Below are 26,661 nucleotides of genomic sequence, written 5' to 3'. Positions count from 1 at the left end.
TTGCCGACCATTGCGCGTCACTAAGCCAGAACTCATGAGCCATAGCTTATCTCCTCGAATAAACGAAGAGAATCAATGTTTGCACCTTAAATCAATAGGATGATTAGGTTTTAAACCTAGGGTTTGCGGACATCCAGCTCATCCGCCTTGTCCTCAAACGGCGGCACCGAGCCCGGACCCACCACATCCCCGGCATTGTGCACTTTAAGATGCTCGCCGAGGTCCTTCTGATCGTCCGGGTCGCCATCCGGCGTCACCACCAGAGTCGCATCGCCTTCGGGGTGGAGTTCGTCATCAAGGGCCTGGAATTGCTTCTGAAAGTTATCGGGCATCCGGTGTCTCCTGAATCCTTTGCAGAGGGGCTCAGGGTTTCACACACCGCCTAAGTTTTCACCGTCTTAGGCGCAGACACGCATAAGGCCGGCCTAAATAGATTGCCCGCGCAGTAGCTTCGGCAGATCGCCCGTCGCACCGCCCGCGTCTTCCATGAAAAAGCGTCGCGCCGGGCCGATGGCATTGATAACCCCCATGCCGACGTCGCGCGCCGCCCGCACAACCGGGTTGTTGTTGGAGAACAGGTGAACGAAGCCGTCCATGATGACCGAGGTCGAGACATTCTCGAACCGCCGCCACTGCGCATACCGTTCCAGCACGCTTTCCGCGCCGATATCCTCGCCCAGACGCGCCGCCTCGATGACCACCTCGGCAAAGGCCGCCGCGTCTTTCAGGCCGAGGTTCAGACCCTGCCCGGCGATAGGGTGGATGCCGTGCGCGGCGTCACCCAGCAGCGCGATGCGCCCACGATACATGTCTTCGGCCAGGGCCATCGAAAGGGGATAGATGAATTTCGGCCCGGTCAGTTCGATTTCACCGAGGAAGTCGCCGAAGCGCTGCATCAGATGAGCGTGGAACAACTCAGGACGCACCGTCAGCAGCGCCTTCGCCTTGGCGTGGCTTTCGGACCAGACGAGACAAGCCCGATTATCCGTCAACGGAAGAATAGCAAATGGCCCCGAGGACAGGAAGTATTCGTAGGCGACGTGGTTGTGCGGATGCTCCATTTTCACGGTCGCCACGACGGCACTCTGACCGTAATCCCAGCCGATGGTTTTGATGCCCGCGTGTTCGCGCAGCGGCGACTGGCGCCCTTCGGCGGCGACCACCAGCGGCGCGGTCAGCACCTCACCCGTATCGAGCGTCAAAACAACCTGTTCCGGCCTATCCTCGATATTCGCGACCCGGGCGGGCGTAATCAGACGAATTCCGGTGGCGACCACCGCCTCATGCAAGGCAGCGCGTATATGCCGGTTTTCGATCATATAGCCGAGCGGTTCATCCCCCGAACGATCGGAGATTTCCGCCGCGTCGAAATGCAGGAAGAACGGCGACGGTTTTCGGGTCGCCGCACCCGGCAGGTGCGCATCGGTGACCACGATCTCGTTCATCCGGCACGACAGCGGTTCCAGCGCCGCGCCGACACCCAGCGCCTGCCATTGGCGAAAGCACGAATAGGCGATCGCCGAGGCCCGGCCGTCATAGGTCGTCTCGACCTGCGCGGTCAGCGGCATTCGCTCGACCATCACCACGTCCAGCCCGCCTTTAGCGAGCGCCAGAGCGGCGGTCATACCGGCCATACCGGCCCCTACGATGATGATGTCGTGTCGCGTGTTCATGCGGCTGTTTTAGACCTCTGCGTCGCGCGCCGCATTAAATTTATTTCAGTAGCCTCGATTTGCCGCAGCCCGTAAACAGGATGAGCTGTTCGGGAGGGGTTGATGATGACGATGACGCGCCGCTGGCACCTAAAGGGCTGGCTCGCTGCGGCGGGCATGGCGGCCACGCCGGTATTCGCCGCCGCACCGTTTAACGGTACATGGTCCGGCACGCTGATCGCGGGCGCGACGCGGCTGATCCTGCGTCTGGTCATCGACGACACCACCGCCACGCTGTTCAGCGTCAGCCAGGGCAATGGCCGCATCCCGGCCAGTTCGATGGCTATCGAAGGCCGCACCATTACCCTCACATTCACCGCCATCAAGGCGACGTTCGAGGGCACACTGAGCGATAACGACCACATAGAGGGCACCTTCTTTCAGGGGGCGCCCCTGCCGCTGCGCTTCAATCGCGGCGATGTGCCGGAACCGGTGGCCGAGCCGACCTTCCCGGCCCTGACGCCTGAGATTTTGAACGACAAACGCATGGCGGCCTATACCCCGGCCATGGGCGCGGGCTGGTCGAAGGGCACCTATTCCGGCCTGTTCGTCAAAGGGGCGCGGTCGAGCGACGACGAGATCGCGGCCCAGCCCGAAGACCAGTGGCATTGGGGATCAATCACCAAATCGATGACCGCCACCCTGTGTGCCCGGATGGTCGAGGCGGGCGTCATCGATTGGCAAACCACCGTCGGTAAGGTTCTGGGTGCGAAGACGGCCGGGCCCTATGCTCAGGCGACGCTGGTGCATCTCCTCAGCCACCGCGCGGGCCTGCAACCCAATCTCGATCTGATGAACGCCGTCTTCTACAGCCGCGATCCTTTGCCCGATGCCCGCGACGAGCGGCGCAAATGGGCCCTGGCGGCGTTGAAACAAAAGCCTGTCGGCCCGGTCGGCAAGCAGAATGTCTATAGCAATAATGGCTACATCGTCGCTGGCGCCATGCTGGAAACCCTGACCGGAAAAGCGTGGGAAGCCCTGATGCAGCAGGAGGTTTTCACGCCTCTGGCTATCGAAAATGCGGGCTTCGGCGCGCCCGGACGTCCCGGGCAGATCGACCAGCCGCTGGGTCACGCGGTGCAGGGCCATAACCGCAAGCCCATGCCGGTCGGCCCGAAAAGCGCCAACGACAATCCGGTCGCACTGGGCCCCGCAGGCCGCGTTCACATGCCGATCGCCTCGATGCTCACCTATCTCAGGGCGCACCGCGACCGGCCTGCGACCTTCCTCAGGGCTGAAAGCTGGGCCGCGCTGCATACACCGCATTTCGGCGACGACTACGCGCTCGGCTGGGTCGTGCGGCCCGACGGCAGCCTGTGGCACAATGGGTCGAATACCATGTGGTACGCCGAGGTGCTGGTCGACGTCAAAACCGGCACCGTCGCCTGCGCGACCGCCAATGACTTCGCGCCGGATACTCAGAAGGCGGTCGGCGAGGTGCTGATGTCAGCCCGCGCCGCCGCCCTTGCCGATGTAGTTTAAGGGGCAATATCGATCAGCTGGATCTTGAACACCAGCACGGCATTGGGCGGGATCGGCCCCATGCCTGCTTCGCCATAGCCCAGTTCGGCCGGCACATAGAGCTCCCAGGTCTCGCCCTTCTTCATCTCGGGGATGGCGATCTTCCACGCCTCGACCAGACCGTCCAGCGCGAAGGCCGCCGGGGCCCCGCGTTCGAAGCTCGAATCGAAGACATTGCCGTCGAGAGTCTTGCCCTCATAGTGGACCTTGACCGTATCGCGCACCGAGGGCTTCGGGGCGTTCGGGTCACTGGCCGGGGTCAGAACCTTGTACATCAGGCCCTTGGGCAGTTTCTGCACACCCGGTTCCTTCGCCTTGGCGTCGAGGAAGGTCTTGCCCGCCGCCGCATTGGCCGCCAGCACCGCCGGGTCTTCCTTTTTCCCACAGGCCGTCAGAGACAGGGTGGACACAAGCGCCGCGGCTAAAAGAACAGATTTCAACATCGCCATTCTCCGTATCAATCCATCCGCAGCGCGTAGCCGGTGGCCCGCAGCGCTTCGGAAATTTCATGGGCGTGGCGCGCGTCCTGCGTTTCCACCAGGATGTCGAATTCCGCGCCCTTGGCCGGGACGTCAAGGACGAGGCGGTTGTGCGCCACATCGACGATATTGCCGCCCTTGCGCGAGATCACGTCGGCCATAAGCGTCAGCATACCCGGACGGTCGTCACCCAGAATGCGATAGGTGACCAGACGCTTTTCACGCACCAGTTCGCGTTGCAGCACCGAGGCCAGCAGGCGCATGTCGATATTGCCGCCGCACAGGATCAGGCCGACCTTTTGCCCCTCGAACTTTTCCGGATACCGCATCACGGCAGCCAGACCGGCCGCACCCGCGCCTTCGGCCACGGTTTTTTCGATATTCACATAGGCGGCGATGGCGCGTTCGAAATCGGCCTCGTCGATAACCAGTACGTCGTCGACCAGCGGATTGGCGACGTCGTAGCTGAGATTGCCGACTTCCTTGACGGCGATGCCCTCGGCGATGGTCGAGCCGCCCGACGGCGTGTTCAGCCCGCGGCGCTTGGCGGCGAACGACGGATACATCGAGGCTTCGACGCCGATGACCTTGATCCACGGCTTGAGCGCCTTGGCGGCGACCGCCATGCCCGCGACCAGACCGCCGCCGCCGATCGGCACGATCAGCACGTCGAGGTCCGGCACGGCGTCGAGCATCTCAAGCGCCACCGTGCCCTGACCCGCCATGACGTCGTAGTCGTTGAACGGGTGGATATAGACGGCGCCCGCCTCTTCGCAGACGCGCTGCGCATAGGCCGAGGATTCGTCGAAATTGGCGCCTTCGATCACCACGCGGGCGCCGAAGCCCTGCGTCTTCTGCACCTTCACGAAGGGCGTGCCGTGCGGCATGACGATAGTTGCGGGAATCCCCAGACGCGTGGCGTGGTAGGCAATGCCCTGCGCGTGATTGCCGGCCGAGGCCGCATAGACGCCGCGCGCCCGCTCGTCCTCGGACAGGGTCATCAGCTTGTTGAGCGCACCGCGTTCCTTGAACGCCGAGGTATATTGCTGGTTTTCGTATTTAATCCAGAGCTGCGCGCGCGTCATGGCGCTGAGCTTCTGCGAATAGGCGCAGGGCGTATTGAGCACATGGCCGCTGATCCGTTCGGCGGCATCCTGGATATTCTGTAAACTGACGCTCATAGTCTCGGCATTCTCTTGAAAACTCAGCGCTCCTTACCAGAGGTATGTCGGACGCCAAAGCCAAAATCAGGAACCCATGAAAAAAGCACGGAAAGCCGTAATTTTTAATACAGTTTCATTTGTAATTATTTTATATATTTTGAAAATCAAGAAACCCAATGTGACGCATTTTTAGTCCATATTCGATTTTCAACAATATCCAACTTGCTGAAATAAGCCTATAAGACGCAATATGCGATATTCCGGTTTGACGAAAGCCGCCCAAAATGACCCATTCTGATCTTTCCTTCTATTCGCCTGCTACGCACGGTTTCGTCCGCATAGCTTGCGTCACGCCGAAGGTGCATATCGCCGACCCAAAGGCCAATCTGAAAGAGCATCTGGCCCTGATAAAGCGCGCCGAACGTCACGGCGCCGATCTGGTCGTCTTTCCCGAATTAAGCCTGACCGGTTACACGCTGGATGAACTGTTCAATCAACAGGTCTTGCTTGATGGTGCGCTTTCGGCACTTTCGGAACTGTCCAACCTGTCCGGCGCCTACCGCTGTACGATCGTCGTCGGCCTGCCGCTAAGGATTGGCCATGCGCTCTACAATTGCGCCGCCGTGATCCACAGAGGCCGATGTCTTGGTATTGTTCCGAAAACCTACCTGCCCAATTACCGTGAATATTACGAAAAGCGCTATTTTGCTTCAGGGGCCGATCTGATTGAGGCAGGCATACGCGTCAACGGATCAGGTGTGCCTGTCGATGCCCGGTTTGTTTTTCATGCCAACGGATTCGAGGCTTTCACGTTCGGCGTTGAAATCTGCGAAGACCTGTGGTCGCCGGTAACGCCGTCAACCGATATGGCTTTGAACGGGGCCAACATCATCGTCAATCTGTCGGCCTCCAATGTACTCATCGGCAAGTCTCGCGCCCGCAAAGCCTTGTGTGCGGCTACGTCCGAGCGCCTGATCTGTGCCTACGCCTATTCGGCATCAGGTCCTGGGGAATCGACCACCGACCTTGCCTGGGATGGCCAGTCGCTGGTTTACGAACTGGGAGAGCTGATAGCCGAGGGCGAACGGTTCACGTCGGATTCTATCGTGCTGGCCGACATAGACGTCGAACGGATTGCCTTGGAACGGCAACGCAACGGCACATTCAATGATGCTGTCCAGAACAAAAACAGCATAGGGCACGGGACAAGCTTCGACTACTTACCCCACGAACTAACGGACTTTCACCGCCCGGTGGATCGCTTCCCCTATGTGCCGAACGACCGCGAACGGCTCGACGAAGATTGCTACGAGGCCTTCAATATTCAGGTCCACGGCCTGATGCAGCGGCTGGAAAGCACGAAGACGCAAAAGGTCGTTATCGGCATTTCCGGCGGGCTCGACTCGACCCACGCCCTGATCGTCACCGCCAAGGCCTTCGACCGGCTGGGCCTGCCGCGTGAAAATATTCAGGGCTATACCATGCCGGGGTTCGGGACTTCGACGGGCTCGAAATCCGACGCGCACAAGCTGATGAAGGCGTTAGGCATTACCGCGCACGAGCTCGATATCCGCCCCGCGGCCAAGCGAATGCTGATGGATATCGGCCACCCCTATTCACGCGGCGAAGCGGTCTACGACGTCAATTTCGAAAACGTGCAGGCCGGTTTGCGCACCGACTTTCTGTTTCGTCTGGCGGGCGAGCACAAGGGCTTCGTCATCGGCACCGGCGACCTGTCGGAACTGGCGCTCGGCTGGTGCACCTATGGCGTCGGCGACCATATGAGCCACTACAACGTCAATTGCGGCGCGCCGAAAACCCTGATCCAGCATCTGATCCGCTGGGCCGCCAAGACCGAGTTCGACCCTAAGGCGGCGCGTATCCTGCGCTCGGTACTGGAGCGCGAAATCTCGCCGGAGCTGGTCCCTATCGGCGCGGCGGGCGAGGTGCAGAAGACCGAGGACAAGGTCGGTCCCTATGAGCTTCAGGACTTCACCCTCTATTATCTGACCCGTTACGGCTTGAAACCGTCGAAGATCGCCTTCCTGGCCTATCAGGCTTGGAAGGACGCGGAGGCGGGCGACTGGCCGCCCGATTTCCCCGAGCACAAGCGCCGCGCCTATACGATCGGCGAGATCAGAAAGTGGGCCGAGGTCTTCCTGTTCCGCTTCTTCACGATTTCGCAGTTCAAGCGTTCTGCCGTGCCGAACGGCCCCAAGCTGATTTCCGGCGGGGCGTTGAGCCCGCGCGGCGACTGGCGCGCGCCGTCGGATGCCACCGCGACCCTGTGGCTAGAGGAACTCAGGTCGCGGGTGCCAGATAGCTGAGACTTGACACGCACGTCGCATCGATAGACACCCGGAACCCAAGTAAGGACACGGATCATGCGTTACCTCGTCACCGGCACCGCCGGCTTTATCGGCTTTCATCTCGCCCATCGACTGCTGCGCGACGGCCATGAGGTGCATGGCTTCGATGGCATGACCCACTACTACAATCCGCGCCTGAAAGAGGCGCGTCTGGCGGAACTGGCGCAGTTTCCAGCCTTTACGCAGCATATCGGGATGCTCGAAGACCGCGCCGCGATCGAGGCCGCGTTCAATGCGTCAAAGCCTGAGGTCGTCGTCCATCTGGCGGCGCAGGCGGGCGTGCGCTATTCGCTCGAAAACCCCAAGGCCTATCTCGATTCCAACCTCGTGGGCTCGTTCAATATCATCGAACTGTCCAAGCTGCACGGCATCCAGCACCTGATGCTGGCCTCGACCTCGTCCGTATATGGCGCCAACCCGTCGATCCCGTTCCGTGAAACCGACAAGACCGACGAGCCCCTGACCTTCTACGCCGCCACCAAGAAGTCGACCGAGCTGATGGCGCATGCCTACGCGCATCTGTACAAGGTGCCGACGACGGCCTTTCGCTTCTTTACGGTCTATGGCCCGTGGGGTCGTCCGGACATGGCGCTGTTCAAGTTCGTCAAGGCGGCTTTGGAAGGTCGCGAGGTCGAAATCTACGGCGAAGGCAAGATGTCGCGCGACTTCACCTTTATCGACGACCTGATCGAAGCCATTGTGCGCCTGTGCGCCATCGCACCGTCCGAAGCCAACCGCGTCGCGGGCGACACCCTCTCGCATCAGGCCCCCTTCCGCGCCATCAATATCGGCGGCGGTCAGCCGGTCGGCCTGCTCGATTTTGTCGATACGGTCGAGGTCGCCCTGCAAACTAAAGGCATGAACTCGGCGCTGAAACGCAGGATGCTGCCGATGCAGAAGGGCGACGTCCCGCGCACCTACGCCGCGCCGGACCTGCTTCAGGCCCTGACCGGCTATTGTCCGTCCACGGATTTGAAAACCGGCGTTCAGGCGTTCGTCGACTGGTATATCGACAAACGCCCGCTGTTCGAGGACTGATATTCACCCTGAGGTGGCAAATGACACGCAAAATGCCCTGTAACGACGCGCCGATACCGGAAACGCCTGAGAAGCAAAGCCTGCAAGAATTCACTACAGGCAAACCGGCTTCGTGGGATGACTTTTTCGATGCGCCGGGTATCGACTTAGAAGACCGCGAGCAACCGCCTTTGTAAGGCTAAATCCCGAATAAACGCTCACGCTCCGCCAGATTGCGGACCGAGATGTTCATATCCGTCACCAGCCCGTTAGCGATCGAATAGACCCAGCCGTGGATCGCCAGAGGCTGGCCTTCGCGCCAGGCATTGAGGATGATCGGATTGGTCGCCACGTTACGGACCTGCGAAATGACGTTCAGTTCGCACAGACGATCGACGCGGGCATCCTGCGACGAACAGGCGTCCAGTTCGTGGCGGTGTTCGTGCGCCACGTCGCGGATCGGCGACAGCCAGTGATCGATCAGGCCGTGATCGGTCGACTCGATCGAGGCGCGCACCCCGCCGCAGCCATAGTGCCCGACGACCAGCACGTGTTTGATCTTGAGCACATGCACCGCATATTGCAGCACGCTCAGATAGTTGGCGTCCTGCGGCGGGGCAAGGTTGGCGACGTTGCGGTGAACGAACAGCTCGCCCGGGTCGAGATTGACGATCTCATTGGCCGGCACGCGCGAGTCGGAACAGCCGATCCACAAATATTCGGGGTTTTGCTGACGGACCAGACGCGAAAAGAAATCCGGATCGACGCGCGTCTTTTCCCGCGCCCAGTTACGGTTATTCTCGATCAGATTCTGCACCATGTCCGGCTCCGTCGTCATCTGGCTTAACCCCTCTCGTGTGTTGCACCGCATAAAACCCGCAGGCCCACGGATCAAGCCTTTTTACGTCAGGCCTGACCGAACAGGGGCGCAAGAAACAGCCAGATGGCGCTTATACCGGCATCGAGTTTCTGACCCGCGCCGGAAAACGAGCCCGTGTAGAGGTAGAGGATCAGCACGATCACCCCGATCAGACCCAGAGCGGCCTCCAGCGCGGCGATCAGGGCCTTGCCCGGTTCGATGCGCTTTTGCGGCGCATAGGTGTCCTTGGCATCGATCATGGTTCCCTCCCCAAAGCGCATCCAAAAAGTGTGAAGCGGTTTTTGGAATTAAATGCGCGTCAACCCAATATCCATTAAGCTTAACGCAAAAGCCCGCACGGCCAAACGCAAAAATAACAACGGCCGCACAAAGCCCCTTGTCAGGACAGGCCGCTTCGATCAAATGGCGGGCCCAAATCTCTGATAAGAAACGGACAGGGACGTCACATGGCCAAAAAGCCCAAACCGCCGGTCATTGAAGCCCCTAAGGCGGGCCTGAAAACCATCGTCGCGGCGTCTGCCGCCGGTACGACGTTCGAATGGTACGATTTCTTCATCTTCGGTGCCCTGACCTCGATCATCACGAAGAATTTCTTCACCGGGCTCGATGATACGACCGGCATGATCCTGGCGTTGCTGACCTTTGCGCTGGGTTTCCTGTCGCGGCCCATCGGCGCGCTGATCTTCGGCCATATCGGTGACCGCAAAGGCCGCAAGGGGACGTTCCTCTATACGATCCTGCTGATGGGGGCGGCGACCGTGCTGATCGGTTTCCTGCCAACCTATGGTCAGGCCGGGATATTTGCCCCCCTGCTGCTGGTGGGACTGCGCATCCTTCAGGGCATCGCCATGGGTGGCGAATACGGCGGCGCGGCGATCTATGTCGCCGAACACGCGCCGTCGCACCGTCGCGGCACCTATACGGCGTGGATTCAGTCGTCCGCCTCGTTCGGCCTCGTTGCCGCGCTGGCTACCGTCCTGATCACGCGTTCTGTCGTCGGCGAAGACGCCTTTGCCGACTGGGGCTGGCGCATCCCGTTCATCGTCTCGACCCTGCTGCTGGTCGTCTCGGTCTATATCCGCGCCAAGACCGCCGAAAGCCCGGCCTTCAAGGCCCTGCACGACGCCGGTGCCGTGTCGAAAGCCCCCTTTAAGGAAGCCTTCGGTCAATGGTCGAACCTGCGTCAGGTCCTGATCGCCCTGTTCGGCTTCATGATGGCGCAGGGCGTCGTATGGTACACGACCTTCTTCTACACGCAGGTGTTTCTGGAAAAGAGCGTGCGGCTGGAACCGGCGATCATCAACTGGCTGGTCATGGGCACTTCGATCCTCAGCTCGTTTCTGTATGTCATGTGGGGCGCGATTTCCGACCGCATCGGCCGGAAAAAGGTGATGGTCTTCGGTATCGCTCTGGCCGTTGTCGGCTTCTTCCCCGGCTTCCACCTGCTTGCCAAATTCGCCAATCCGGAGCTGGACGCTGCGGTTCAACGCACCCCCGTCGTCATCTTCGCCGACCCACGCACCTGCACCGTGCAGTTCGACCCGGTCGGCAAGGCGCAGTTCACCTCGTCCTGCGATCTGGCCAAGGCCCTGGTTACCGCTCAGGGCGTCCCCTATGTCAGCAAACCCGCCGAACCGGGCGCCAAAGCCGCCACGGTTCAGATCGGCAATGCGGCCCTGGCCGTCAATTCGGGCAAGGATCTGAGCAAGGACGAGCTGAAAACGCTGAAAACCAATGCCACCACCGACCTCAAGGCCGCGCTGAAAGCCGCCGGTTATCCGGAAAAGGCCGATCCGAAAAAAGCCAATCTGTGGGGCGTGTTCCTCGTCCTGTGCGGCTTTACCATCGGGGCGACGGCGCTCTATGGTCCCATGGCCTCGGCACTGGTCGAGATGTTCCCGACGCGGGTGCGCTATACGGCGCTCAGCCTGCCCTACAATATCGGCACCGGCTGGTTCGGCGGGCTTTTGCCGGCCATCTGCTTCGCTATGGTCGCCGGATCGGGCAATATCTTCTACGGTCTGTGGTATCCCGTGATCATCGGGGCCATTGCGGTCGTGGTCTGCGTGGTCTTCATGAAAGAGACCCACGGTCGCGACCTCAATTCTATTGAGTAAAGCCTTCGAACGCATAGGGATTCAAGAACTGCCGCTCCCACATCAGGTTGCGGTCGATCTCGCTCAGTTGCGCCTCGTCGCAGACGGTGTGCCACTGCGCCCGGATGGTCGTGACCTGCGCGTCGATCAGGGCCTTCGCGGCCTCGCGTGTTAATTGGAAATTGCTCGCGGCATCGAGGCAGACGGATAACCGGCTCTGGCGGTTATCACCGATGATGAGCATGGCCTGCGTCGCCTCATTACCCGTGCGGCCCTGCGGGCAGATATCGTAGGCGGGCGTCAGGGTCAGGCGTGACCCGTCCCAGAAGGCCGCGTGATTGCGGGCATGGTCGTCGGTATTGCCGCTGAGGATATTGAACACCAGCCGCCCGAACAGTTCGCGCAGGGTCTGACCCGGGTTGGTGAACCGGTGGCGGATATGTTCGCACAGATCCTCATAGCTGGCGTAGCGCGCCATCATCTCGTCCAGCCCGAAAATAGTCAGGGCCGAAACGTGCAGTTTCCGCGTCCAGCCGCTTTCGATGCGGTGGCGGTCAAAGCGCTCGATCAGCAACACGTCCTTGCCCGCGGCGTTGAGCAATTGCACCGGCGCGACGTCGAGGCCGACGCGTTCGGCCAGCCGCATGGCGACATATTCACCGCGCACCACATCGAAGACGTCGGATTTGGAAGAGAACTTGGCGATGAACTTGTGCTCGCCCTCCATCACCTTGCCCTTGGGCCGCGCGCCGCCGATCGAGTCGCCGTGGAACAGGGCCTGCTCCAGTTCCGGCGTCAGGGGCACGCCCTGCTCGACCTGCTCGGCGGCCGCCATCAGATCTTCGATGGTCGGCGTCCCGCGTTCGCGCGCCACAAACGCCGTCGGTGAACGCTGGAAATCGAGCGCGCCGATGCGATCGGAGCCCGATTCCAGCATATAGGTCAGCTCATCCAGTTGCGTGACATCGATGGCGTCGCGCTTCTTGCCGAATTTACGGTTGATGATGACGCGCCGCCCCCAAGCGTCCGGCGCGCCATCGCGCAGGCATCCCGGCATGGAGAGACCCGGCAATAGCGGTAGCGGTCCCGGCTGCAATGGCAGCTCCGGCCCGTAAAGCGAAATGGCGTCGGGGCGCTCCAGATAGGAGCGGCCATAGTTGAACTGAAGCTCCTCGCCGACGCGAAACAGCCGTCCGGCCACGACCGGTTTGGTGGCGCCCGGCAACCACGTCCAGACGAAGGCTTCTGTGATCGGCTCTGGTTCAGAAGTCATCGTTTATCACCGGTTTGGGGCGGCGCACCGTCTTCGGCAGCAGGGTCAGGCGCGATTCGACATCGTTGATTTGCAGGGTCAGCCCGCCGCGTTCCGGCGTGAACAGAGGTACTCCGGCGATGGTCGCCGCTTCAAACACCGCCCCGATGGCGCAACCCGGATCGCCGCGCTCGATGCGTTGCAGAAGGGTGCGCGAAATTCCGGCGCGTTCGGACAGTTCCTGCGTGGTAATCTTGCGCTCGATGCGCGCCATGCGGATCATCTGCCCCAGAAGCATCAGGGCTTCCCGGCTGTAGCGCGAATAGGCACGGTCGGAGACTTGCGGCATATTGATCCATTAATGATGCAAGAATAAATAATATGGATCATTTATAAATCAAAATTGTAAATATGCAATTATGGCCGTGCGTTATGTGCAATAGCCCGAACGCGGACCTGACTGCGGCTGATGACACCGTCGGCATCAACGACGCTAACCTCGTAGAAACCCTCTGCTTCGGGCCGCCAGTCGAGCCGCCCGGTTTCATCCGGCAAGAGGGGCTGACCGTTGACGTACCAGCTCAACGGCCCCTTGCCGCGCGCCGAGGGTTTCAGTCCGCGCACGACCGACAGCTTGCCGCCGATGGTCGTTGCCTCGACATAGACCACGGCCTTGTCCGGCGGGAACAGGATCGAGGCCCCGTTTTGCGCCGGTTTCAGGGCTTTCAACGCCTCGGGTGCGGCGGCGGGCGTCAGGGCCTGCGGCGCTTGCGAAGGGGCATTAATCTGATCGAAAACATCGAACAGGAGGGGCGCCGAGGCCTCGCGCCCGGTCTGATCGACGCGCGACCCGCCATCGGGTCGTCCGGTCCACACCAGAACCACATACCCCCCGGCCACTCCGACCGCCAAGGCGTCACGGAAACCGTAGGACGTACCGGTCTTATAGGCCGGACGATTGGCCGTTTTCATGAGGTGCGCCGGCAGGCGTCCGGCGGGCGGCGGTGTTTCGCGCAGGATGCTGATCACGCGAGATGCCGCGTCGGCCTGCATCAGGCGTTGCCCGCCGCGGGTGAGGTTCTGCCTGGCGTCTGCCTCGGTCCAGACCAGCGGCTTGATCAGACCCTTGTCACCAAGCCCGGTATAGAGCAGGGCCAGATCGTCGAGTTTGATTCCAGCCCCGCCCAGCGCAATGGCCAGACCGGCGTCCTTATAGCCCTCCTTGGGTCGCCGCAGTCGCACACCTACCCCATCCAACCGCGACTCGAACGCACCGACGCCGATGCGATTCAGCACCGCCACAGCGGGCACATTGAGCGAATGGGTCAGAGCTTCCTTAGCCGAGACTTCACCGTGGAACACCTTATCGAAGTTTTCCGGCTGATAGTCGCCAAAGCGCGTCGCCACGTCCATCAGACGCGTGTCTGGCGCGATGATCCCCTCCTCGAAGCCGAAGCCGTAGATAAAGGGTTTCAGCGTCGATCCCGGCGAACGCATGGCCTGCACCATGTCGATCCAGCCGCCCGCACGGTCCAACCCACCCGAACCGACACTGGCCCGTACAGCGCGGGTCTTGACCTCGATGACAAGGATCGCCGCCGAGGAATTGGGCCCCTGTGCGATGGCCGTCTGCCGTGCCAGAGTCTCCAGACGCGCCTGTAAGGGCGCATCGAGCGTGGTGACCACCGTCGCCTGTAACCCCTTGGCCTCAGCCGCCAGCCGTCCGGCCGCGTGCCACGCCAAGGCGGGGAAACTGAACCGCTTGACGACCATCGGTTCGGTTTGCGCCTCGCTGACCTGCGACGGCGCGATGATCCCCTTTTGCGCCATGCGTCCCAGCACGAGGTTGCGCGCGGCCATGGCGCGTTCCGGATGGCGGTCGGGGCGGCGCGCTTCGGGGGCCTGTGGGAGGGCTATCAGCAAGGCCTGTTCGCCGAGCGTCAGGCTTTCCGGCTCATGCCCGAAATAGGACAACGACGCCGCGCGCACCCCTTCGAGATTGCCGCCATAGGGGGCAAGCGTCAGATAAAGCGACAGGATTTCGCGCTTGGAGTAGCGCGCCTCCAGTTGCCACGCCCGACCGACCTCGATCAGTTTCGACAAGTAGTTGCGCGGCTTCGGCTCCAGCAGCCGCGCGGTCTGCATGGTGATGGTCGAGCCGCCCGAGACGATGCCGCCCGCACTGACATTCGAGCCGAGCGCCCGCGCAATGGCGATCAGATCAACGCCCTGATGCCACCAGAAACGCTCATCCTCGACCTTCAGCAGATTGCGGATAAAGGTCTTATCGGTGCGCTCCAGATCGGCGCGAATGCGCCACGTCCCGCCCCTGACCGGCAAGGCCCTCAGCCACGCCCCATTGTGATCCAAGGCCACAGCGGACGCCTCTCTGGCCCGCGACATGTCCGGCGGCAGGATCAGATCGACCACGCACACCACGACCTGAAGCGCCAGAAACGCAATCAGCGGCTTGATCAATTTGCGACCTAAAGAACTCACCCGAACGCTTACTTTTTTTGTTTTGTTTTTAGATAAAATCGCCCCACCAGCATGAGCCCCATAAACAAAACCATTTCCAGCCGTGAGGACCAGTCCGGCAGGAAAAATAATGATGTGGCACCAATCACCAGAAGAATGATCAACCCTTCTTTTCGCACAATAAAATCTAAAGCGCTTTTCACAGACTAACCCCTCACCCTAACCCTCTCCCCGCAAGCAGGGAGAGGGGACTTTTCACCGCGCCGAAACGGTCAGGCGACCACCGCCGGTACGAGCATAGAGATCGTTCCGGTACAGGTCCTTCACCTCGGCACCGGGGAGGTAGTAATCCCCCGGCGTCACGGCCCGCGCCACATAGGCCATGGCGAATCCACTATTGGCCGAAACATCCAAGGCCGCCACGTAGCGATCGTCTCGCGCCTCCTGCACATCGACGGCGCTCAGATCGCCGACGAAGCGGAACGGTCCGTTCTGAGCGTCGTCGCGCGACAGGGTCATCTCGATCTCGAACCCGGCCGGCAGCGCGTCATCGACCACGATCGGCCGCGTTTCGGCGTAGTTCGTCCGCCCACTGATCAGAACCAGCACCTTCTGCCCCTGGCCGATCTGCGACGGGTCGATCCGCTGGCCTTGCAAGGTGTAATAGGCCTTGTCGATCGTGTAGCCTTTCGCCTCGGCGGGCGGCGCGTTGATCGGCACACCGGTCACGGTGATCGTCCGCCAGATCGGGCCGGAGCCGTTATTGGTGAACTTCGCATCCTTGATCGCCGCCACATTGAAGCGTTGCAGTTTTGCATTCGCCGCATCGACCGCCGTCACGCCTTCGCCCTTGATCTTTACCGGTCCGGCGGCGTCCAGCATCCGGCTGGCGGCCTTGAGGACCTGCGCCTGCTCCTGCGTGTTCATGGCGTCGGGGCCTTTGACGTTGCGTTCCAGCAGCGGGATCAGACCCTTGGCGATTTCGGTTTCCCCGGCTTCAAAGGCCAGAGCGATCACCGCCGCCACGTCGCGCAGCGGCGACTGATACCAGTCATAGGTGGCCTTATAGCCAAGGTTTTGCGACGCCTGACGCAGCGCCGAGCGGGCACGGGCCTTGTCGCCCATCAGGGCCAGAGCCGCGCCGACCTGTGCCTTGGCGACCGGCGAGCGCTCGGACTTGAACTGCACGTCGTGATACCAGCGCAGGCGGGCCAGATCGCCCGATCCACCCTTGGCCAGCACATAGAGCGCATAGGCCGAGGCGCGCGAGCGGATTTCCGCCGACACGGCCTTGGCCGCCGGCGCCGTCCACCACGGGCCTTCATCGACCTTGAGGCGGTACGACACCGAGGTGAAGCCTTCCGGTTTCGACAGGTCGCGCATGGCGTTCATCGCCTTATCGAGCGCATCCTGCGGCACATAGATGCCGCGTTTTTTCGCTTCGACGAGGAAGTCGGTGGCATAGGCCCCGATCCAGCCCTCGGCCTCACCATCCCCGGCACGCCACAGACCGAACGCCCCGTCTTCGGATTGGCGGTCGAGAATCTTGTTGACCGCCGCCTTGATGATGCCGTCGGCGCGCGCCGCATTGACGCCCTGACCGGGCGTGACGTAGAGCCACGGATAGGCCGCCGAGACGATTTGTTCCGTACACCCATAGGGGTAGCGGTTGAGCGCCGCCGCGATAGGGGCCGGATCGACACCACGGAACGGCGAATAGGAGACCTGAACCGTCGCCGAACCGGGTTGCAACCCGTTCAGCAGGTCGGCCGGAAGAGTGTAGGCAGTACCCGCCGCCTGTTGGGCCGTAAAGGTCCGCGTCTGCGGCCCCCAGCCCATGCGGGTCTGGATCTGGTAATCCTCATCGAAGCCATAACCTTGCCCATTGAGCGCCAGATTGATCTTCGAGACGCCGACCGTGGCGGGCGCTTCGATCAGGATTCCCTCCTGAACGCGTTGACCCTGCCCGATATTGAAGGCCTTCTTGAAGGCGGTGACGAGGCCGTTGAAACCCTTGACCACCGTGTCGTACAGACCCGGCTTGCCCTCTACATTGTTCAGTTCCAACGTCGCAAAGGCCTTGTCGCCCGGCGCGAGGAAGCGCGGCAAGGCCAGTTCGGCGACCACCGGCTGACGGACGGTCAGCTTGTCTTCGCTTGAGCCCACGGCCTCGTCGGTCCAGGCGACCGCCATGACCTTGAGCTCGCCATTAAACTTGCCCACCGGCAGGCGGATATGGGCCGTACCGTCGAAGCCGGTATTGACGACGCCGGACCACAGGGCGACCGTCTTGATCGGCGTGGTGGTCAGGCCGTCGCCGCCGATCTGATCGCCGCCGAAGACATCCGCCGGAGCCCCCATGTTCGGGTCGAGCAGACGGCCATAGTCGTCGCGATATTCCAGCCCCAGGGCGCGCTTGCCGAAATAGAAGCCGACCGGATCAGGGGTTTTGAACTTGGTCAGGTTGATGATGCCCTGATCGACCACGGCGACCGAAACCCGCGCGGTCTTGCCCAGACCTGCACCACCGACCTTGACCGGCACCTCGACAAAGGCTTGCCCTGATTTCGAAAAGTCGGGTTTCAGCACCTTGTCCTTCAGGTCGAGCTTGACCTCCAGCTTGCGGCCCTTCGGATCGAGCGGCACATAGATCAGCCCCATGGCGCGGCGCGGTTTCGACGACTCGACCGGGTCGCGCGGCTGCACGACGCTGACCATGATATAGGCCCCGCCGCCCCAGCGGGCATCGGTTTTCAGGCGGATGGTCGTGCCGTTGTCACCGACGCTGACCGTTTTCAGATCGATCAGCCTGTCATTGGCGACCGCGATCTGTGCCTCACCCTTGTAGGGTGATTTGAGCGTCAGGCTGATTGTGTCGCCCTGCCCGTAGGTCTGCGACCCGGCGGTCAAGCGCACGAAATCTGGCGCTTCGGTGCCCTCGGACGACGAACCCCAGCCGGAGGCAAAACGGATCACGGTTTTCGCGCCGGTCGAGCTTTGAGTGACCTCAAGACGATAATCGCCCCAGTCGAGATTGCGATCGAAGGTCAAACCGTTGGCCGTCAGGTCGTAATCCTTATCAGATACAACCACGTCTTTCGACGTCCGGCGCCAGTTCCAGCGACCGTCCTGCTGATACCAGTCGTAGTTCCAGTTTTCCGCAATCAGACGAACCTTGACACCCTTGGCCTCGGTCTTGTCGCCCTTGGCATTCAGGCCGATGATGTTGATCACCGTTTTGGGCGTATTGCCGCCTTTAGCGTCCTGCGTATCGAGCTTGACGCCGAAATAGACCGGTTTTGTCCGGATACGGAGCGTCTCGACCTCATTGACCGGACGTCCGCCCGGTTCGAACACCGAGGCGGTCATCAGAACGCTCAAAGGCTGGTCCGTATCGTAGCTGGAATTGAACGGCAGGATGGCGTTACCGTCGGCATCGGTCGCCGTTTGCGGCAGATCGACATACTGCTCCTCGAACGGCGTCTGTTCGTTGCCGAAGCGGTAGTCCCTGAACTTCGGGAACGGATTGTGGTCGGCGCGGACGCGGGCCGAACCGGACACCTCAAGCCCCGAACCGGTCGCCCCATAGAGGAAGCGCGCATTGACCTGCACGGCGCGCGTCTCATTCAGCGCCGTCAGCGGGCGCTCGGCATCGGCCTTGACGTCGACGCCGAGACGCTGGGGCGCGAAGTCTTCGACCGCGAAGCCGATAGTGCCCTGATCGTCGTCGATACCCTCGATGAGCAGCTTGGCCCGCCACTGCCCGCGCGGCGCCGATTTCGGCAGACCGATATTGGCGGTGGCAAAACCTTGCGGCGTCTTGGCGAAGGGGTAACGGAAGGCTTCGACGCCCGACGGACGATAGATAACCAGCGCGCCTTTGCGGTCCTTGATCGCCTTGCCGTCCGGGTCGCGGACCATGGCCACCAGACGCACGGTCTCACCGGGGCGATAGATGCCACGATCGGTATAGAGGAAGCCGTCGATCAGGGCCTTGGCCGTGCGCCCATCGGTCAGCTTTTCATCCGAACGCCCGCCGACACCCTGCGACGAGAAATCCATCGGCGAAGCATTGAGATCGGTCGCCGTAAAATCCTCGGCGGGGCCATAGGCCATGATCATGCGCGCGGCGAGAGCGTCCTCGCCCTTGAGCAGGGCCTTGTCGAAATGAACGCGGCCATCGGCTGTCGATTGCGCGGCCGACAGTTCCTCGCCGTTCTGCGCCACCAGGGTCACCTTGACGCCGCCCATCGGTTTAGCGGTCTTCAGCGAGCGTACCACCACATCGACGCCGTTCGACCCGGTATAGGTGGTCAGGGCCATGTCGGTGAACAGAATCCAGCGTCGGGCCTGTGCGGGCTGATCGCTTTCCTTCTTGTCGCGACCACCCGAAGCGTCGCGCACCTTGACCACATAGGCCCCCGGCTTGAGGTCGCGCAGCACGGCACCGAGCGGGAAGACCGTTGTCACGCGCTCACCGGCATTGCCCGCGACGCGGACCTTACCGGTCCAAACCTTGTAGCCTTCGCCGCGCGGGCTGTCCTCGTCCCAGTCGTAATCATATTCGCCTTCCGGCGTCGGATCGGGCGAGGAGATCGACTTACGCACCAGATTGCGATCACCGACGCGCCAGACCTCGAACGCGAGCGTCGAAACGTTCAGGCTTTCAACCGCCACGCCGTCGGCCTCTTCGCGTGGCAGAATGACGCCATTGCCGGCAAAGCCCACATAGGGCGGCTTTTCACCGAAGCTGAAATCGACATCGGCGTTCTGTTTCAGGGTGTCCTTGCCCGCCGACGGCAGGCCTTTGAGCAGGGTCACGCGACGGTCTGTGAAGCCGAAACCGCCGACGCATAGTTCAGAATCCTTCACCGTTACGGCGGGTGCCGACGGCAGTTCCGGCGACACCATCACGTAGTCGCCATAGGATTTCGACGAATCGAGCGGTCTGGAGAATTCGATACAGGCCTTGGGGGACGCCCCCGACGTATCAAGCCTTTGTTTCCATACGGCGAATCCTGCCGGTTTCGCGCCGCCCGCGCGCGGGGCGTTCTTGTCGCGCACCTTGCCGAAGATCGTGCCCAGTGTTTCGGTAATGGGGATAGCACCGTCCTTGGCACCGGGCTTGAACCCGCCTTCGGTCGCTTTGGCGGTCAGGAAGCCTACGCAAAAACCGGAAATCAGAACGGCAGCAGCGCCGGTGATAACGGTACGGTTACGCCAGTCGAACATGGGCAAAGCCCCCCAATTCCCTGAATGCTATTTCCGGGAGTATGGACACAATCTGCGGCCGCGTAAAAGCCCCAAAAGAGGGGGGATTTATAAGTTATTGCGAAGGCGCGTTTACGCTTTTGTTAAAATTGCGATAAGGTTAAGACTTTCGTAAAGGATGCAGCCTAACCCTCGGTCATACGAGGTCGTATCTTGATCGATATCTGTATAGAAAGCCGCCTGTTTTGAGTCAGTTTTCCCGTGTGCTGGCCCTGGTCGTTGACGATAACCACTATATGCGGGTTATCGTCTGTACCATGCTGCGTGCCATGGGGATCGTCCATATCCGCGAGGCCTCCGACGGGGCCGAAGCGCTGGAAATCGTGCGCGACTGGCGGCCCGACGTGATCATCACCGATCTGGTCATGGAAACTATCGACGGTATCGAAATGACGCGCCTGATCCGCACCGGTTCCGACAGCCCGCACCCCTATGTGCCGATCATCATGATGACCGGCCACACCGACCGCAACCATGTGATCGCCGCCCGTGACGCCGGGGTCAACGAGTTCGTCGCCAAGCCGCTGACGGCCCGCGCCCTGATCGACCGCATGAAAAGCGTCATCGATAACGAACGCGCCTGGGTCAAGTCGACCGCCTATACCGGTCCCGACCGCCGCCGCAAACGCGCCAACGACTATAAGGGCCCGTTCCGCCGCGCCTCCGATAAGGCGATGATGGGGTAACCACAATGCGGTCATATTGAAACCGCAGTTGCCGGTCCTTATATCGCGGCAATACCCCCCTCCGGAGTCCGTGGTCATGCGTTCCGTTCTGCTTGCTGTTACAACCCTTGCCGCCTTCGCCTCCAGCGTCTTCGCACAGGACGTCATCGAGCCCAAAAGCAAGCCGTCGTTCGGCGATCGCCTCAAGCAGATGACGCCTCAGGAGCGTGACGCCGAACTGAACCGCATCTTCAACGAATTCGATAAAAACCGCGACGGCCACATTACCGTCGACGAAGCCCCGCACCTGCCGCCGGAACCGGGTCAGGCCGTCAATCCCGCCGCCGAGATCGAGGACGCGAAGTTTTTCATTTCGCTTTACGACACCAATGAAGACCGAAAGGTCTCCTTAAGCGAATACCGCGCCAAGGCCGCCGCCATGTTGCTGGGTCTGGGCGATACCGACAAGGCGATACGCGAAAAAATGCCGCAGGACCGCAAATAGAAACTTAAGTGTCGCCAAGGCCGCGCCGCTGGTTTAAAACCTCCCGCATGAGCGAAGATGCCCCCACCACAGAGTCCGTGAAAACCTCGCCTTTCGGCTTCCGCGACGTCGAAGCGAAGGAAAAGGTCAACCTCGTCCACGGCGTGTTCAAATCGGTCGCGGCCAAATACGACCTGATGAACGATGTCATGTCGGTGGGCGTGCACCATCTGTGGAAAGACGCGGCCTGCGCCAAGCTCAACCCGCAACCGGGCGAAGTCATCCTCGATGTCGCGGGCGGCACTGGCGACATTGCCCGCCGTCTGGCCAAGCTGGCCCGCGCCGCCAGGGCCCGGCGGGGCGGCACATCGACCGAAATCCGCATCATCGACTATAATCAGGCGATGATCGAAGCCGGGATCGAAAAGGGCAGCGAGCCGGAAATCAGCTGGTCGGTCGGCGACGCCATGAACCTGGCCATCCCAGACAATTCGGTCGACGCCTACATCATCTCGTTCGGCATCCGCAACGTCTCGGACGTACAGGGTGCGCTGAACGAGGCCAAGCGCGTGCTGAAACCCGGCGGGCGCTTCTTCTGCCTCGAATTTTCGCACGCCACGACCGGTCTGGTCGAAAGCGTCTACGAGACCTACGCCTTCAAGGTCATCCCCTTCATGGGGCAGTTGGTCGCTGGAGACCGCGACTCGTATCAATACCTTGTCGAGAGCATCAAGCGCTTCCCCGATCAGGACACCTTCGCCAGCATGATGCGCACGGCGGGCTTCTCGCGCGTCAGCTACACCAACTTCACCGGTGGCGTCTGCGCCCTGCATCAGGGCTGGGCCTAACCCGGTGATTGGGTCGTTCATCCGCCTGATCCGGACCGGCTTCTTGCTGCTGCGCGAGGACGTGCTGATCCCGCGCGAACTGTCGCACCACCTCAATCCGGCAACCCGGTTTTTCGCCGCCACCCTGCGCTTTTTCTTCGCCCACCGCGGGCCGCAGCCGCGTGTCGGCCTGCGCTATGCCCGCGCGTTCGAGAGCCTCGGCCCCGCCTTCATCAAGCTGGGGCAGGTTCTGTCGACACGCGGCGATATCTTCGGCGACGAATTTATCCGCGATCTGGCGCACCTCAAGGATCAGTTGCCGCCGTTCGATCAGGCGACCGCCAAACGCCTGATCGAAGAGGCGCTGGAACAACCGGTCGAGAGCATTTTCATCGAATTCGGTGAGGTCATCGGCGCGGCGTCTATCGCGCAGGCCCACCGCGCCATCCTGAAAGACGGCCGCAAGGTTGCGGTCAAGGTGCTGCGTCCGCGCATCGAGCAGATCATCGCCGACGATATCGCCATGATGACGCTGGCGGCCAAGCTGATCGCCTTTTTCGCCCCGGCCACGCGGCGTCTGGAGCCCGAAGCCTTTGTCGGCACGGTAGCGCAGTCGCTGCTGCTGGAACTCGACCTGCGGCTTGAGGCCTCCGCCGCGGATGAACTGGGCGCGATCATCAATGCCGAGCCCTATATGTCAGCCCCGAAGATCGTCTGGCACTACGTCGCCAAGCGCGCTCTGGTTATCGAATGGGCCCCCGGCATCCCTCTGAGCCGCCCCGAAGCCCTGACCCAGCCCGGTCTTGAGCCCAAGGCCATGGCCGATAACCTGATCCGGGCCTTTCTGTCGCAGGCCCTGAACCACGGGGTCTTCCACGCCGACCTGCACGAGGGCAACCTCTTCTGTCAGGCCCCCGACAAGCTGACCGCCATCGATTTCGGCATCGTCGGACGATTGAAACCGCCGGAACAGCTCTATCTGGCCGAGATGCTGTGGGGCTTCCTGCGCCGCAACTACCGCCGCGTCGCCGAGGTCCATTTCGAGGCCGGTTACGTGCCGAAACACCATGATGTCGCCGCCTTCGCTCAGGCCCTGCGCGCCGTCGGTGAGCCCGTTCTGGGCCGCGCCGCGACGGAGGTGTCGATGGGCCGTCTGCTGGGGCAGCTGTTCGACATCACCGCGCAGTTCGACATGCACCTGCGCCCCGAACTGGTCCTGCTGCAAAAGACGATGGTCAGCGTCGAAGGCGTGGCGCGGCGTCTCTATCCCGAACACGATATCTGGGAAGCCGCCCGCCCGGTGGTGCAGGAGTTCATCACCAAGGAACTGTCGCCGCTGGCCGAGGCCCGCCGCCTGATCGACAAGGTCGTCGCGCGGTTGAAGGACGACGAACCCAAGGCCGATCCGCTGGCCCAGCTTCAGATCGCCACCCTGCGCTCGGAACTCAGCCACAGCCGGGCGATTTCGACGCTGGCGCTGATTGCGTCGGCTCTGGCACTGGGGACGATGGTCTGGATGGCGGTGTTTTAACCTCACCAAAAGAACTCCGTCTTCATTCGTCATTTTTGCACCATTTGACGATTGTGTATTTTTGTGTAAAATTACACAAAAGGAGTTATTTGGTATGAGATACAACATTTCTCTCGAAGAGAGTGTAGCTAAAATATTAGATGCGAAGGCAGATGAATTGGGCCTCTCACGCTCTGCCTACATCTCGCAATTGGTTATGAAAAATAGCGACACTCATCCTTATAGTTACGCACTTTATAAATTTCAGGCGGCAATTAGACGCCTCATGTGCTCGGACAGCTTTCCTATACGTATGCAGAAAGCTAGGGAGAACCTTTCTGGTTTAATTTACGAGCAGCATTTGCCACCAAAAGCTTTAGCGCGTTTTAAACAACTAGAAGAAATCATTAGTGAAAAAGCAGTCGACGATGGTTCAGGTTATGGAAGTTGGTTCACTGCTGCAAAAAATATGGACGACTTTGAAGAAGCCGAGATTTTAAATGGTTTAAGTACAATTTACTCGGAGCTTATTGAGTTATCATCGTAAGTAGCAATCCGGCCCCGTTATGGGGTCGAGGGGTCCGTGACCCCTCGCCTTGAGACCTAAAAGAAAAGGCGACCCCTTAACGGGATCGCCTTTTCTTTTAGTCTTAGAAGATGAAGGGGCCGCAGGCCCCTTCGACCCCCTTAGTCGCGACGCGGGCGGCGCGGACGGCGTTCACGCTTTTCGCCGCCTTCCGATTCCGACTCGTTCGATTCCGGCTCTTCACCAGCCGCCACGCGGGCCGCTTTTTCAGCCGCCAGCTTTTCCGTCAGGTCTTCGCCGGTTTCCTGATCGACAACCTTCATCGACAGCTTGGTCTTGCCGCGATCGTCGAAGCCGAGGAACTTCACCTTCACTTCGTCGCCTTCGCTCAGGACGTCCGAGGTCTTGCCGACCTTTTCGTTCTTGATCTGCGAGATGTGGACGAGGCCGTCCTTGGCACCGAAGAAGTTCACGAACGCGCCGAAATCGACGACCTTCACGACCTTGCCCTTATAGATGGCGCCAACTTCCGGCTCAGAGGCAATCGACTTGATCCAGTCGCGCGCGGCGTCGATCTTCGATTGTTCCGAAGCGGCGATCTTGATGGTGCCGTCTTCGCCGATATCGATCTTGGCGCCGGTCTTTTCCACGATTTCGCGGATGACCTTGCCGCCCGAACCGATGACTTCACGGATCTTGTCGGTCGGGATCTTGATCGTTTCGATCTTGGGCGCGAACTCACCCAGCTCTTCGCGGGCGCCGGAGATGGCCTTGTTCATTTCGCCGAGGATGTGCAGACGGCCTTCGTTGGCCTGACGCAGCGCCTTGGTCATGATCTCCTCGGTGATGCCCGGAACCTTGATGTCCATTTGCAGCGAGGTGATGCCGTTGACGGTGCCCGCGACCTTGAAGTCCATGTCGCCGAGGTGATCTTCGTCACCCAGGATGTCCGACAGAACCGCATAGCCGTCCTTTTCGAGGATCAGGCCCATGGCGATACCCGATACCGGCGACTTCAGCGGCACGCCGGCGTCCATCAGGGCCAGCGAGGTGCCGCAGACGGTCGCCATCGAGGACGAGCCGTTCGACTCGGTGATTTCCGAGACGACGCGCAGCGTATAGGGGAATTCTTCCGCCGACGGCAGCATCGGACGGATGGCGCGCCAGGCGAGCTTGCCGTGGCCGATTTCGCGGCGGCCGGGCGAGCCCATGCGGCCGGTTTCGCCGACGCTGTACGGAGGGAAGTTATAGTGGAGAAGGAACTTCTCCTTGTAGGTGCCTTCCAGCGCATCGATGAACTGCTCGTCTTCGCCGGTGCCGAGCGTGGCAACGACCAGAGCTTGCGTCTCACCGCGGGTGAACAGGGCCGAACCGTGGGTGCGCGGCAGGATGCCGACTTCCGAGACGATCTGACGGACCTTGTCGACGGCACGACCGTCAACGCGGCGGCCGTGGTCGATGATGTCGCGGCGCAGGACGTCGGCTTCGCATTCCTTGAAGGCCGAACCGAAGACAGCGGCTTCGACGCCGTCCGGGTTTTCTTCGGTCTTCACGAGGGCGGCAGCGGCCTTCTTCTTGGCTTCACCAACGGCGTTGCGGCGCTCTTCCTTGGCCTTGTGGCCGTAGGCGGCGATGATGTCCGGACCGACGAGGCCCTTGATCTGCGTGACGACGTCCGAGAAATCTTCGGCTTCGAATTCGAAGGGTTCCTTGGCGGCGTGGTCGGCCAGCTCGATGATCGCGTCGATGACCGGCTGCATACCGGCGTGGGCGAACATCAGGGCGCCGAGCATCTTGTCTTCCGACAGTTCCTGCGCTTCGGATTCGACCATCATCAGGGCGTCCTGCGTACCGGCAACGACGAGGTCGAGCGAGGACTCCTTGGATTGGTCAAGGGTGGGGTTGAGGACGTATTCGTCGTTGATATAGGCGACGCGGGCGGCGCCGACGGGGCCCATGAACGGCACGCCCGACAGGGTCAGGGCGGCGGAGGCGGCGACGAGGCCCAGAATATCCGGATCGTTTTCCATGTCGTGCGACAGGACGGTTACGACGACCTGAACTTCGTTCTTGAAGCCCTTGACGAACAGCGGGCGGATCGGACGGTCGATCAGGCGCGAAACGAGCGTTTCCTTTTCCGACGGACGGCCTTCGCGCTTGAAGTAACCACCGGGGATCTTGCCGGCGGCGAAGGTCTTTTCCTGATAGTTGACGGTCAGCGGGAAGAAGTCCTGACCCGGCTTCGGCGCGCGGGCGTAAACGACGGTGGCCAGAACGGTGGTTTCACCGTAGGTGGCGAGGACGGCGGCGTCAGCCTGACGGGCGATGCGGCCGGTTTCGAGCGTCAGCTTGCGGCCACCCCACTCGATCGTTTTTCTTTTGATATCGAACATGTATTTTCTTTCTGTCAC

21 protein-coding genes are annotated in these 26,661 nt (G+C 61.2%); 9 read left to right on the top strand and 12 right to left on the bottom strand.

Features of this window, described 5'->3' with window-relative positions:
- Positions 1 to 116: 116 nt before the first annotated feature.
- Together PQU92_RS07475 and PQU92_RS07470 are read right to left on the bottom strand one after the other, a co-directional pair.
- The gene (locus PQU92_RS07475) at positions 117 to 332 is read right to left on the bottom strand and encodes a hypothetical protein (protein ID WP_272747588.1); all 216 of its coding nucleotides are present in this window, start codon (positions 330 to 332) and stop codon (positions 117 to 119) included.
- A 93-nt stretch (positions 333 to 425) separates the two neighbouring features.
- Positions 426 to 1,673, bottom strand: coding sequence for a UbiH/UbiF/VisC/COQ6 family ubiquinone biosynthesis hydroxylase (locus PQU92_RS07470; protein ID WP_272747587.1), 1,248 nt, complete (start codon positions 1,671 to 1,673; stop codon positions 426 to 428).
- Positions 1,674 to 1,775: 102 nt separating this feature from the next.
- On the opposite strand from PQU92_RS07470, the gene PQU92_RS07465 reads away from it, so the two are divergent.
- Positions 1,776 to 3,194, top strand: a complete 1,419-nt coding sequence (locus PQU92_RS07465; protein WP_272747586.1) for a serine hydrolase domain-containing protein — start codon at positions 1,776 to 1,778, stop codon at positions 3,192 to 3,194.
- Here PQU92_RS07465 and PQU92_RS07460 read toward each other — a convergent pair.
- Both PQU92_RS07460 and PQU92_RS07455 read right to left on the bottom strand, forming a co-directional pair.
- The gene (locus tag PQU92_RS07460) at positions 3,191 to 3,676 is read right to left on the bottom strand and encodes an FKBP-type peptidyl-prolyl cis-trans isomerase (protein ID WP_272747585.1); all 486 of its coding nucleotides are present in this window, start codon (positions 3,674 to 3,676) and stop codon (positions 3,191 to 3,193) included. The genes PQU92_RS07465 and PQU92_RS07460 overlap by 4 nt on opposite strands.
- 14 nt (positions 3,677 to 3,690) lie before the next feature.
- On the bottom strand, positions 3,691 to 4,920 hold the full coding sequence (locus PQU92_RS07455) for a threonine ammonia-lyase (RefSeq protein ID WP_272747595.1): 1,230 nt from the start codon (positions 4,918 to 4,920) through the stop codon (positions 3,691 to 3,693).
- Positions 4,921 to 5,159: 239 nt separating this feature from the next.
- Here PQU92_RS07455 and PQU92_RS07450 point away from each other — a divergent pair, with 239 nt between their 5' ends.
- Positions 5,160 to 7,202, top strand: coding sequence for an NAD(+) synthase (locus PQU92_RS07450; protein WP_272747584.1), 2,043 nt, complete (start codon positions 5,160 to 5,162; stop codon positions 7,200 to 7,202).
- Between the two features lie 57 nt (positions 7,203 to 7,259).
- A complete protein-coding gene (locus PQU92_RS07445; RefSeq protein ID WP_272747583.1) occupies positions 7,260 to 8,282 on the top strand; it encodes an NAD-dependent epimerase/dehydratase family protein in 1,023 nt (340 codons plus the stop codon).
- A 178-nt stretch (positions 8,283 to 8,460) separates the two neighbouring features.
- Here PQU92_RS07445 and PQU92_RS07440 read toward each other — a convergent pair whose 3' ends face one another.
- Positions 8,461 to 9,081 (bottom strand): carbonic anhydrase, encoded by a 621-nt coding sequence (locus PQU92_RS07440; RefSeq protein ID WP_272747594.1) that lies wholly within the window; start codon positions 9,079 to 9,081, stop codon positions 8,461 to 8,463.
- 86 nt (positions 9,082 to 9,167) lie between these two features.
- Entirely contained in the window at positions 9,168 to 9,380 is a 213-nt protein-coding gene (locus PQU92_RS07435; RefSeq protein WP_272747582.1) for a hypothetical protein, read from the bottom strand.
- Positions 9,381 to 9,587: 207 nt separating this feature from the next.
- Between PQU92_RS07435 and PQU92_RS07430 the strand changes: the two genes are divergently transcribed.
- Positions 9,588 to 11,258, top strand: a complete 1,671-nt coding sequence (locus PQU92_RS07430; protein ID WP_272747581.1) for an MFS transporter — start codon at positions 9,588 to 9,590, stop codon at positions 11,256 to 11,258.
- Here PQU92_RS07430 and PQU92_RS07425 read toward each other — a convergent pair.
- The 5 genes from PQU92_RS07425 to PQU92_RS07405 form a co-directional block, all read right to left on the bottom strand.
- Complete coding sequence (locus PQU92_RS07425; protein ID WP_272747580.1) at positions 11,248 to 12,510, bottom strand: type II toxin-antitoxin system HipA family toxin; 1,263 nt, start codon at positions 12,508 to 12,510, stop codon at positions 11,248 to 11,250. The genes PQU92_RS07430 and PQU92_RS07425 overlap by 11 nt on opposite strands.
- A complete protein-coding gene (locus PQU92_RS07420; protein WP_272747579.1) occupies positions 12,500 to 12,838 on the bottom strand; it encodes a helix-turn-helix transcriptional regulator in 339 nt (112 codons plus the stop codon). Before PQU92_RS07420 ends, PQU92_RS07425 begins: the two co-directional genes overlap by 11 nt.
- A 68-nt stretch (positions 12,839 to 12,906) precedes the next feature.
- Complete coding sequence (gene pbpC / locus PQU92_RS07415; RefSeq protein WP_272747578.1) at positions 12,907 to 14,967, bottom strand: penicillin-binding protein 1C; 2,061 nt, start codon at positions 14,965 to 14,967, stop codon at positions 12,907 to 12,909.
- A gap of 29 nt (positions 14,968 to 14,996) precedes the next feature.
- Positions 14,997 to 15,170: a hypothetical protein gene (locus tag PQU92_RS07410; RefSeq protein ID WP_272747577.1), complete on the bottom strand. Its 174-nt coding sequence runs from the start codon at positions 15,168 to 15,170 to the stop codon at positions 14,997 to 14,999.
- A gap of 52 nt (positions 15,171 to 15,222) precedes the next feature.
- Positions 15,223 to 20,199, bottom strand: a complete 4,977-nt coding sequence (locus PQU92_RS07405; RefSeq protein ID WP_272747576.1) for an alpha-2-macroglobulin family protein — start codon at positions 20,197 to 20,199, stop codon at positions 15,223 to 15,225.
- A 224-nt stretch (positions 20,200 to 20,423) separates the two neighbouring features.
- On the opposite strand from PQU92_RS07405, the gene PQU92_RS07400 reads away from it, so the two are divergent.
- The 5 genes from PQU92_RS07400 to PQU92_RS07380 all read left to right on the top strand — a co-directional run bounded on the left by PQU92_RS07400 (position 20,424) and on the right by PQU92_RS07380 (position 24,271).
- Positions 20,424 to 20,924: a response regulator gene (locus tag PQU92_RS07400; RefSeq protein WP_023460547.1), complete on the top strand. Its 501-nt coding sequence runs from the start codon at positions 20,424 to 20,426 to the stop codon at positions 20,922 to 20,924.
- A gap of 76 nt (positions 20,925 to 21,000) precedes the next feature.
- Positions 21,001 to 21,408 (top strand): EF-hand domain-containing protein, encoded by a 408-nt coding sequence (locus tag PQU92_RS07395; protein WP_272747575.1) that lies wholly within the window; start codon positions 21,001 to 21,003, stop codon positions 21,406 to 21,408.
- Positions 21,409 to 21,455: 47 nt separating this feature from the next.
- Positions 21,456 to 22,235: a class I SAM-dependent methyltransferase gene (locus tag PQU92_RS07390; RefSeq protein ID WP_272747574.1), complete on the top strand. Its 780-nt coding sequence runs from the start codon at positions 21,456 to 21,458 to the stop codon at positions 22,233 to 22,235.
- 4 nt (positions 22,236 to 22,239) lie between these two features.
- Positions 22,240 to 23,745: a 2-polyprenylphenol 6-hydroxylase gene (gene ubiB / locus PQU92_RS07385; protein WP_272747573.1), complete on the top strand. Its 1,506-nt coding sequence runs from the start codon at positions 22,240 to 22,242 to the stop codon at positions 23,743 to 23,745.
- A gap of 94 nt (positions 23,746 to 23,839) precedes the next feature.
- Positions 23,840 to 24,271 carry a ribbon-helix-helix protein, CopG family gene (locus PQU92_RS07380; RefSeq protein ID WP_272747572.1) on the top strand — a complete coding sequence of 144 codons (432 nt, stop codon included), beginning with the start codon at positions 23,840 to 23,842 and terminating at the stop codon, positions 24,269 to 24,271.
- A gap of 140 nt (positions 24,272 to 24,411) precedes the next feature.
- Here PQU92_RS07380 and pnp read toward each other — a convergent pair whose 3' ends face one another.
- Positions 24,412 to 26,643, bottom strand: a complete 2,232-nt coding sequence (gene pnp / locus PQU92_RS07375; RefSeq protein WP_272747571.1) for a polyribonucleotide nucleotidyltransferase — start codon at positions 26,641 to 26,643, stop codon at positions 24,412 to 24,414.
- Positions 26,644 to 26,661 lie beyond the last annotated feature (18 nt).

The sequence above is a fragment of the Asticcacaulis aquaticus genome, assembly GCF_028550415.1.
Lineage (GTDB): Bacteria > Pseudomonadota > Alphaproteobacteria > Caulobacterales > Caulobacteraceae > Asticcacaulis > Asticcacaulis aquaticus.
The sequence above is the reverse complement of the archived record's forward strand: the minus strand, read 5'-3'. Positions and strand labels throughout refer to the sequence as shown.

Excerpts from the sequence above, each read along its gene's own strand:
- PQU92_RS07440 (WP_272747594.1), bottom strand. The coding sequence starts at position 9,081 with ATGGTGCAGAATCTGATCGAGAATAACCGTAACTGGGCGCGGGAAAAG.
- PQU92_RS07420 (WP_272747579.1), bottom strand. The coding sequence starts at position 12,838 with ATGCCGCAAGTCTCCGACCGTGCCTATTCGCGCTACAGCCGGGAAGCC.
- PQU92_RS07425 (WP_272747580.1), bottom strand. The coding sequence starts at position 12,510 with ATGACTTCTGAACCAGAGCCGATCACAGAAGCCTTCGTCTGGACGTGG.
- pnp (WP_272747571.1), bottom strand. The coding sequence starts at position 26,643 with ATGTTCGATATCAAAAGAAAAACGATCGAGTGGGGTGGCCGCAAGCTG.
- PQU92_RS07465 (WP_272747586.1), top strand. The coding sequence starts at position 1,776 with ATGATGACGATGACGCGCCGCTGGCACCTAAAGGGCTGGCTCGCTGCG.
- PQU92_RS07435 (WP_272747582.1), bottom strand. The coding sequence starts at position 9,380 with ATGATCGATGCCAAGGACACCTATGCGCCGCAAAAGCGCATCGAACCG.
- PQU92_RS07460 (WP_272747585.1), bottom strand. The coding sequence starts at position 3,676 with ATGTTGAAATCTGTTCTTTTAGCCGCGGCGCTTGTGTCCACCCTGTCT.
- PQU92_RS07395 (WP_272747575.1), top strand. The coding sequence starts at position 21,001 with ATGCGTTCCGTTCTGCTTGCTGTTACAACCCTTGCCGCCTTCGCCTCC.
- PQU92_RS07430 (WP_272747581.1), top strand. The coding sequence starts at position 9,588 with ATGGCCAAAAAGCCCAAACCGCCGGTCATTGAAGCCCCTAAGGCGGGC.
- PQU92_RS07470 (WP_272747587.1), bottom strand. The coding sequence starts at position 1,673 with ATGAACACGCGACACGACATCATCATCGTAGGGGCCGGTATGGCCGGT.
- PQU92_RS07445 (WP_272747583.1), top strand. The coding sequence starts at position 7,260 with ATGCGTTACCTCGTCACCGGCACCGCCGGCTTTATCGGCTTTCATCTC.
- PQU92_RS07380 (WP_272747572.1), top strand. The coding sequence starts at position 23,840 with ATGAGATACAACATTTCTCTCGAAGAGAGTGTAGCTAAAATATTAGAT.
- PQU92_RS07475 (WP_272747588.1), bottom strand. The coding sequence starts at position 332 with ATGCCCGATAACTTTCAGAAGCAATTCCAGGCCCTTGATGACGAACTC.
- PQU92_RS07450 (WP_272747584.1), top strand. The coding sequence starts at position 5,160 with ATGACCCATTCTGATCTTTCCTTCTATTCGCCTGCTACGCACGGTTTC.
- PQU92_RS07405 (WP_272747576.1), bottom strand. The coding sequence starts at position 20,199 with ATGTTCGACTGGCGTAACCGTACCGTTATCACCGGCGCTGCTGCCGTT.
- PQU92_RS07390 (WP_272747574.1), top strand. The coding sequence starts at position 21,456 with ATGAGCGAAGATGCCCCCACCACAGAGTCCGTGAAAACCTCGCCTTTC.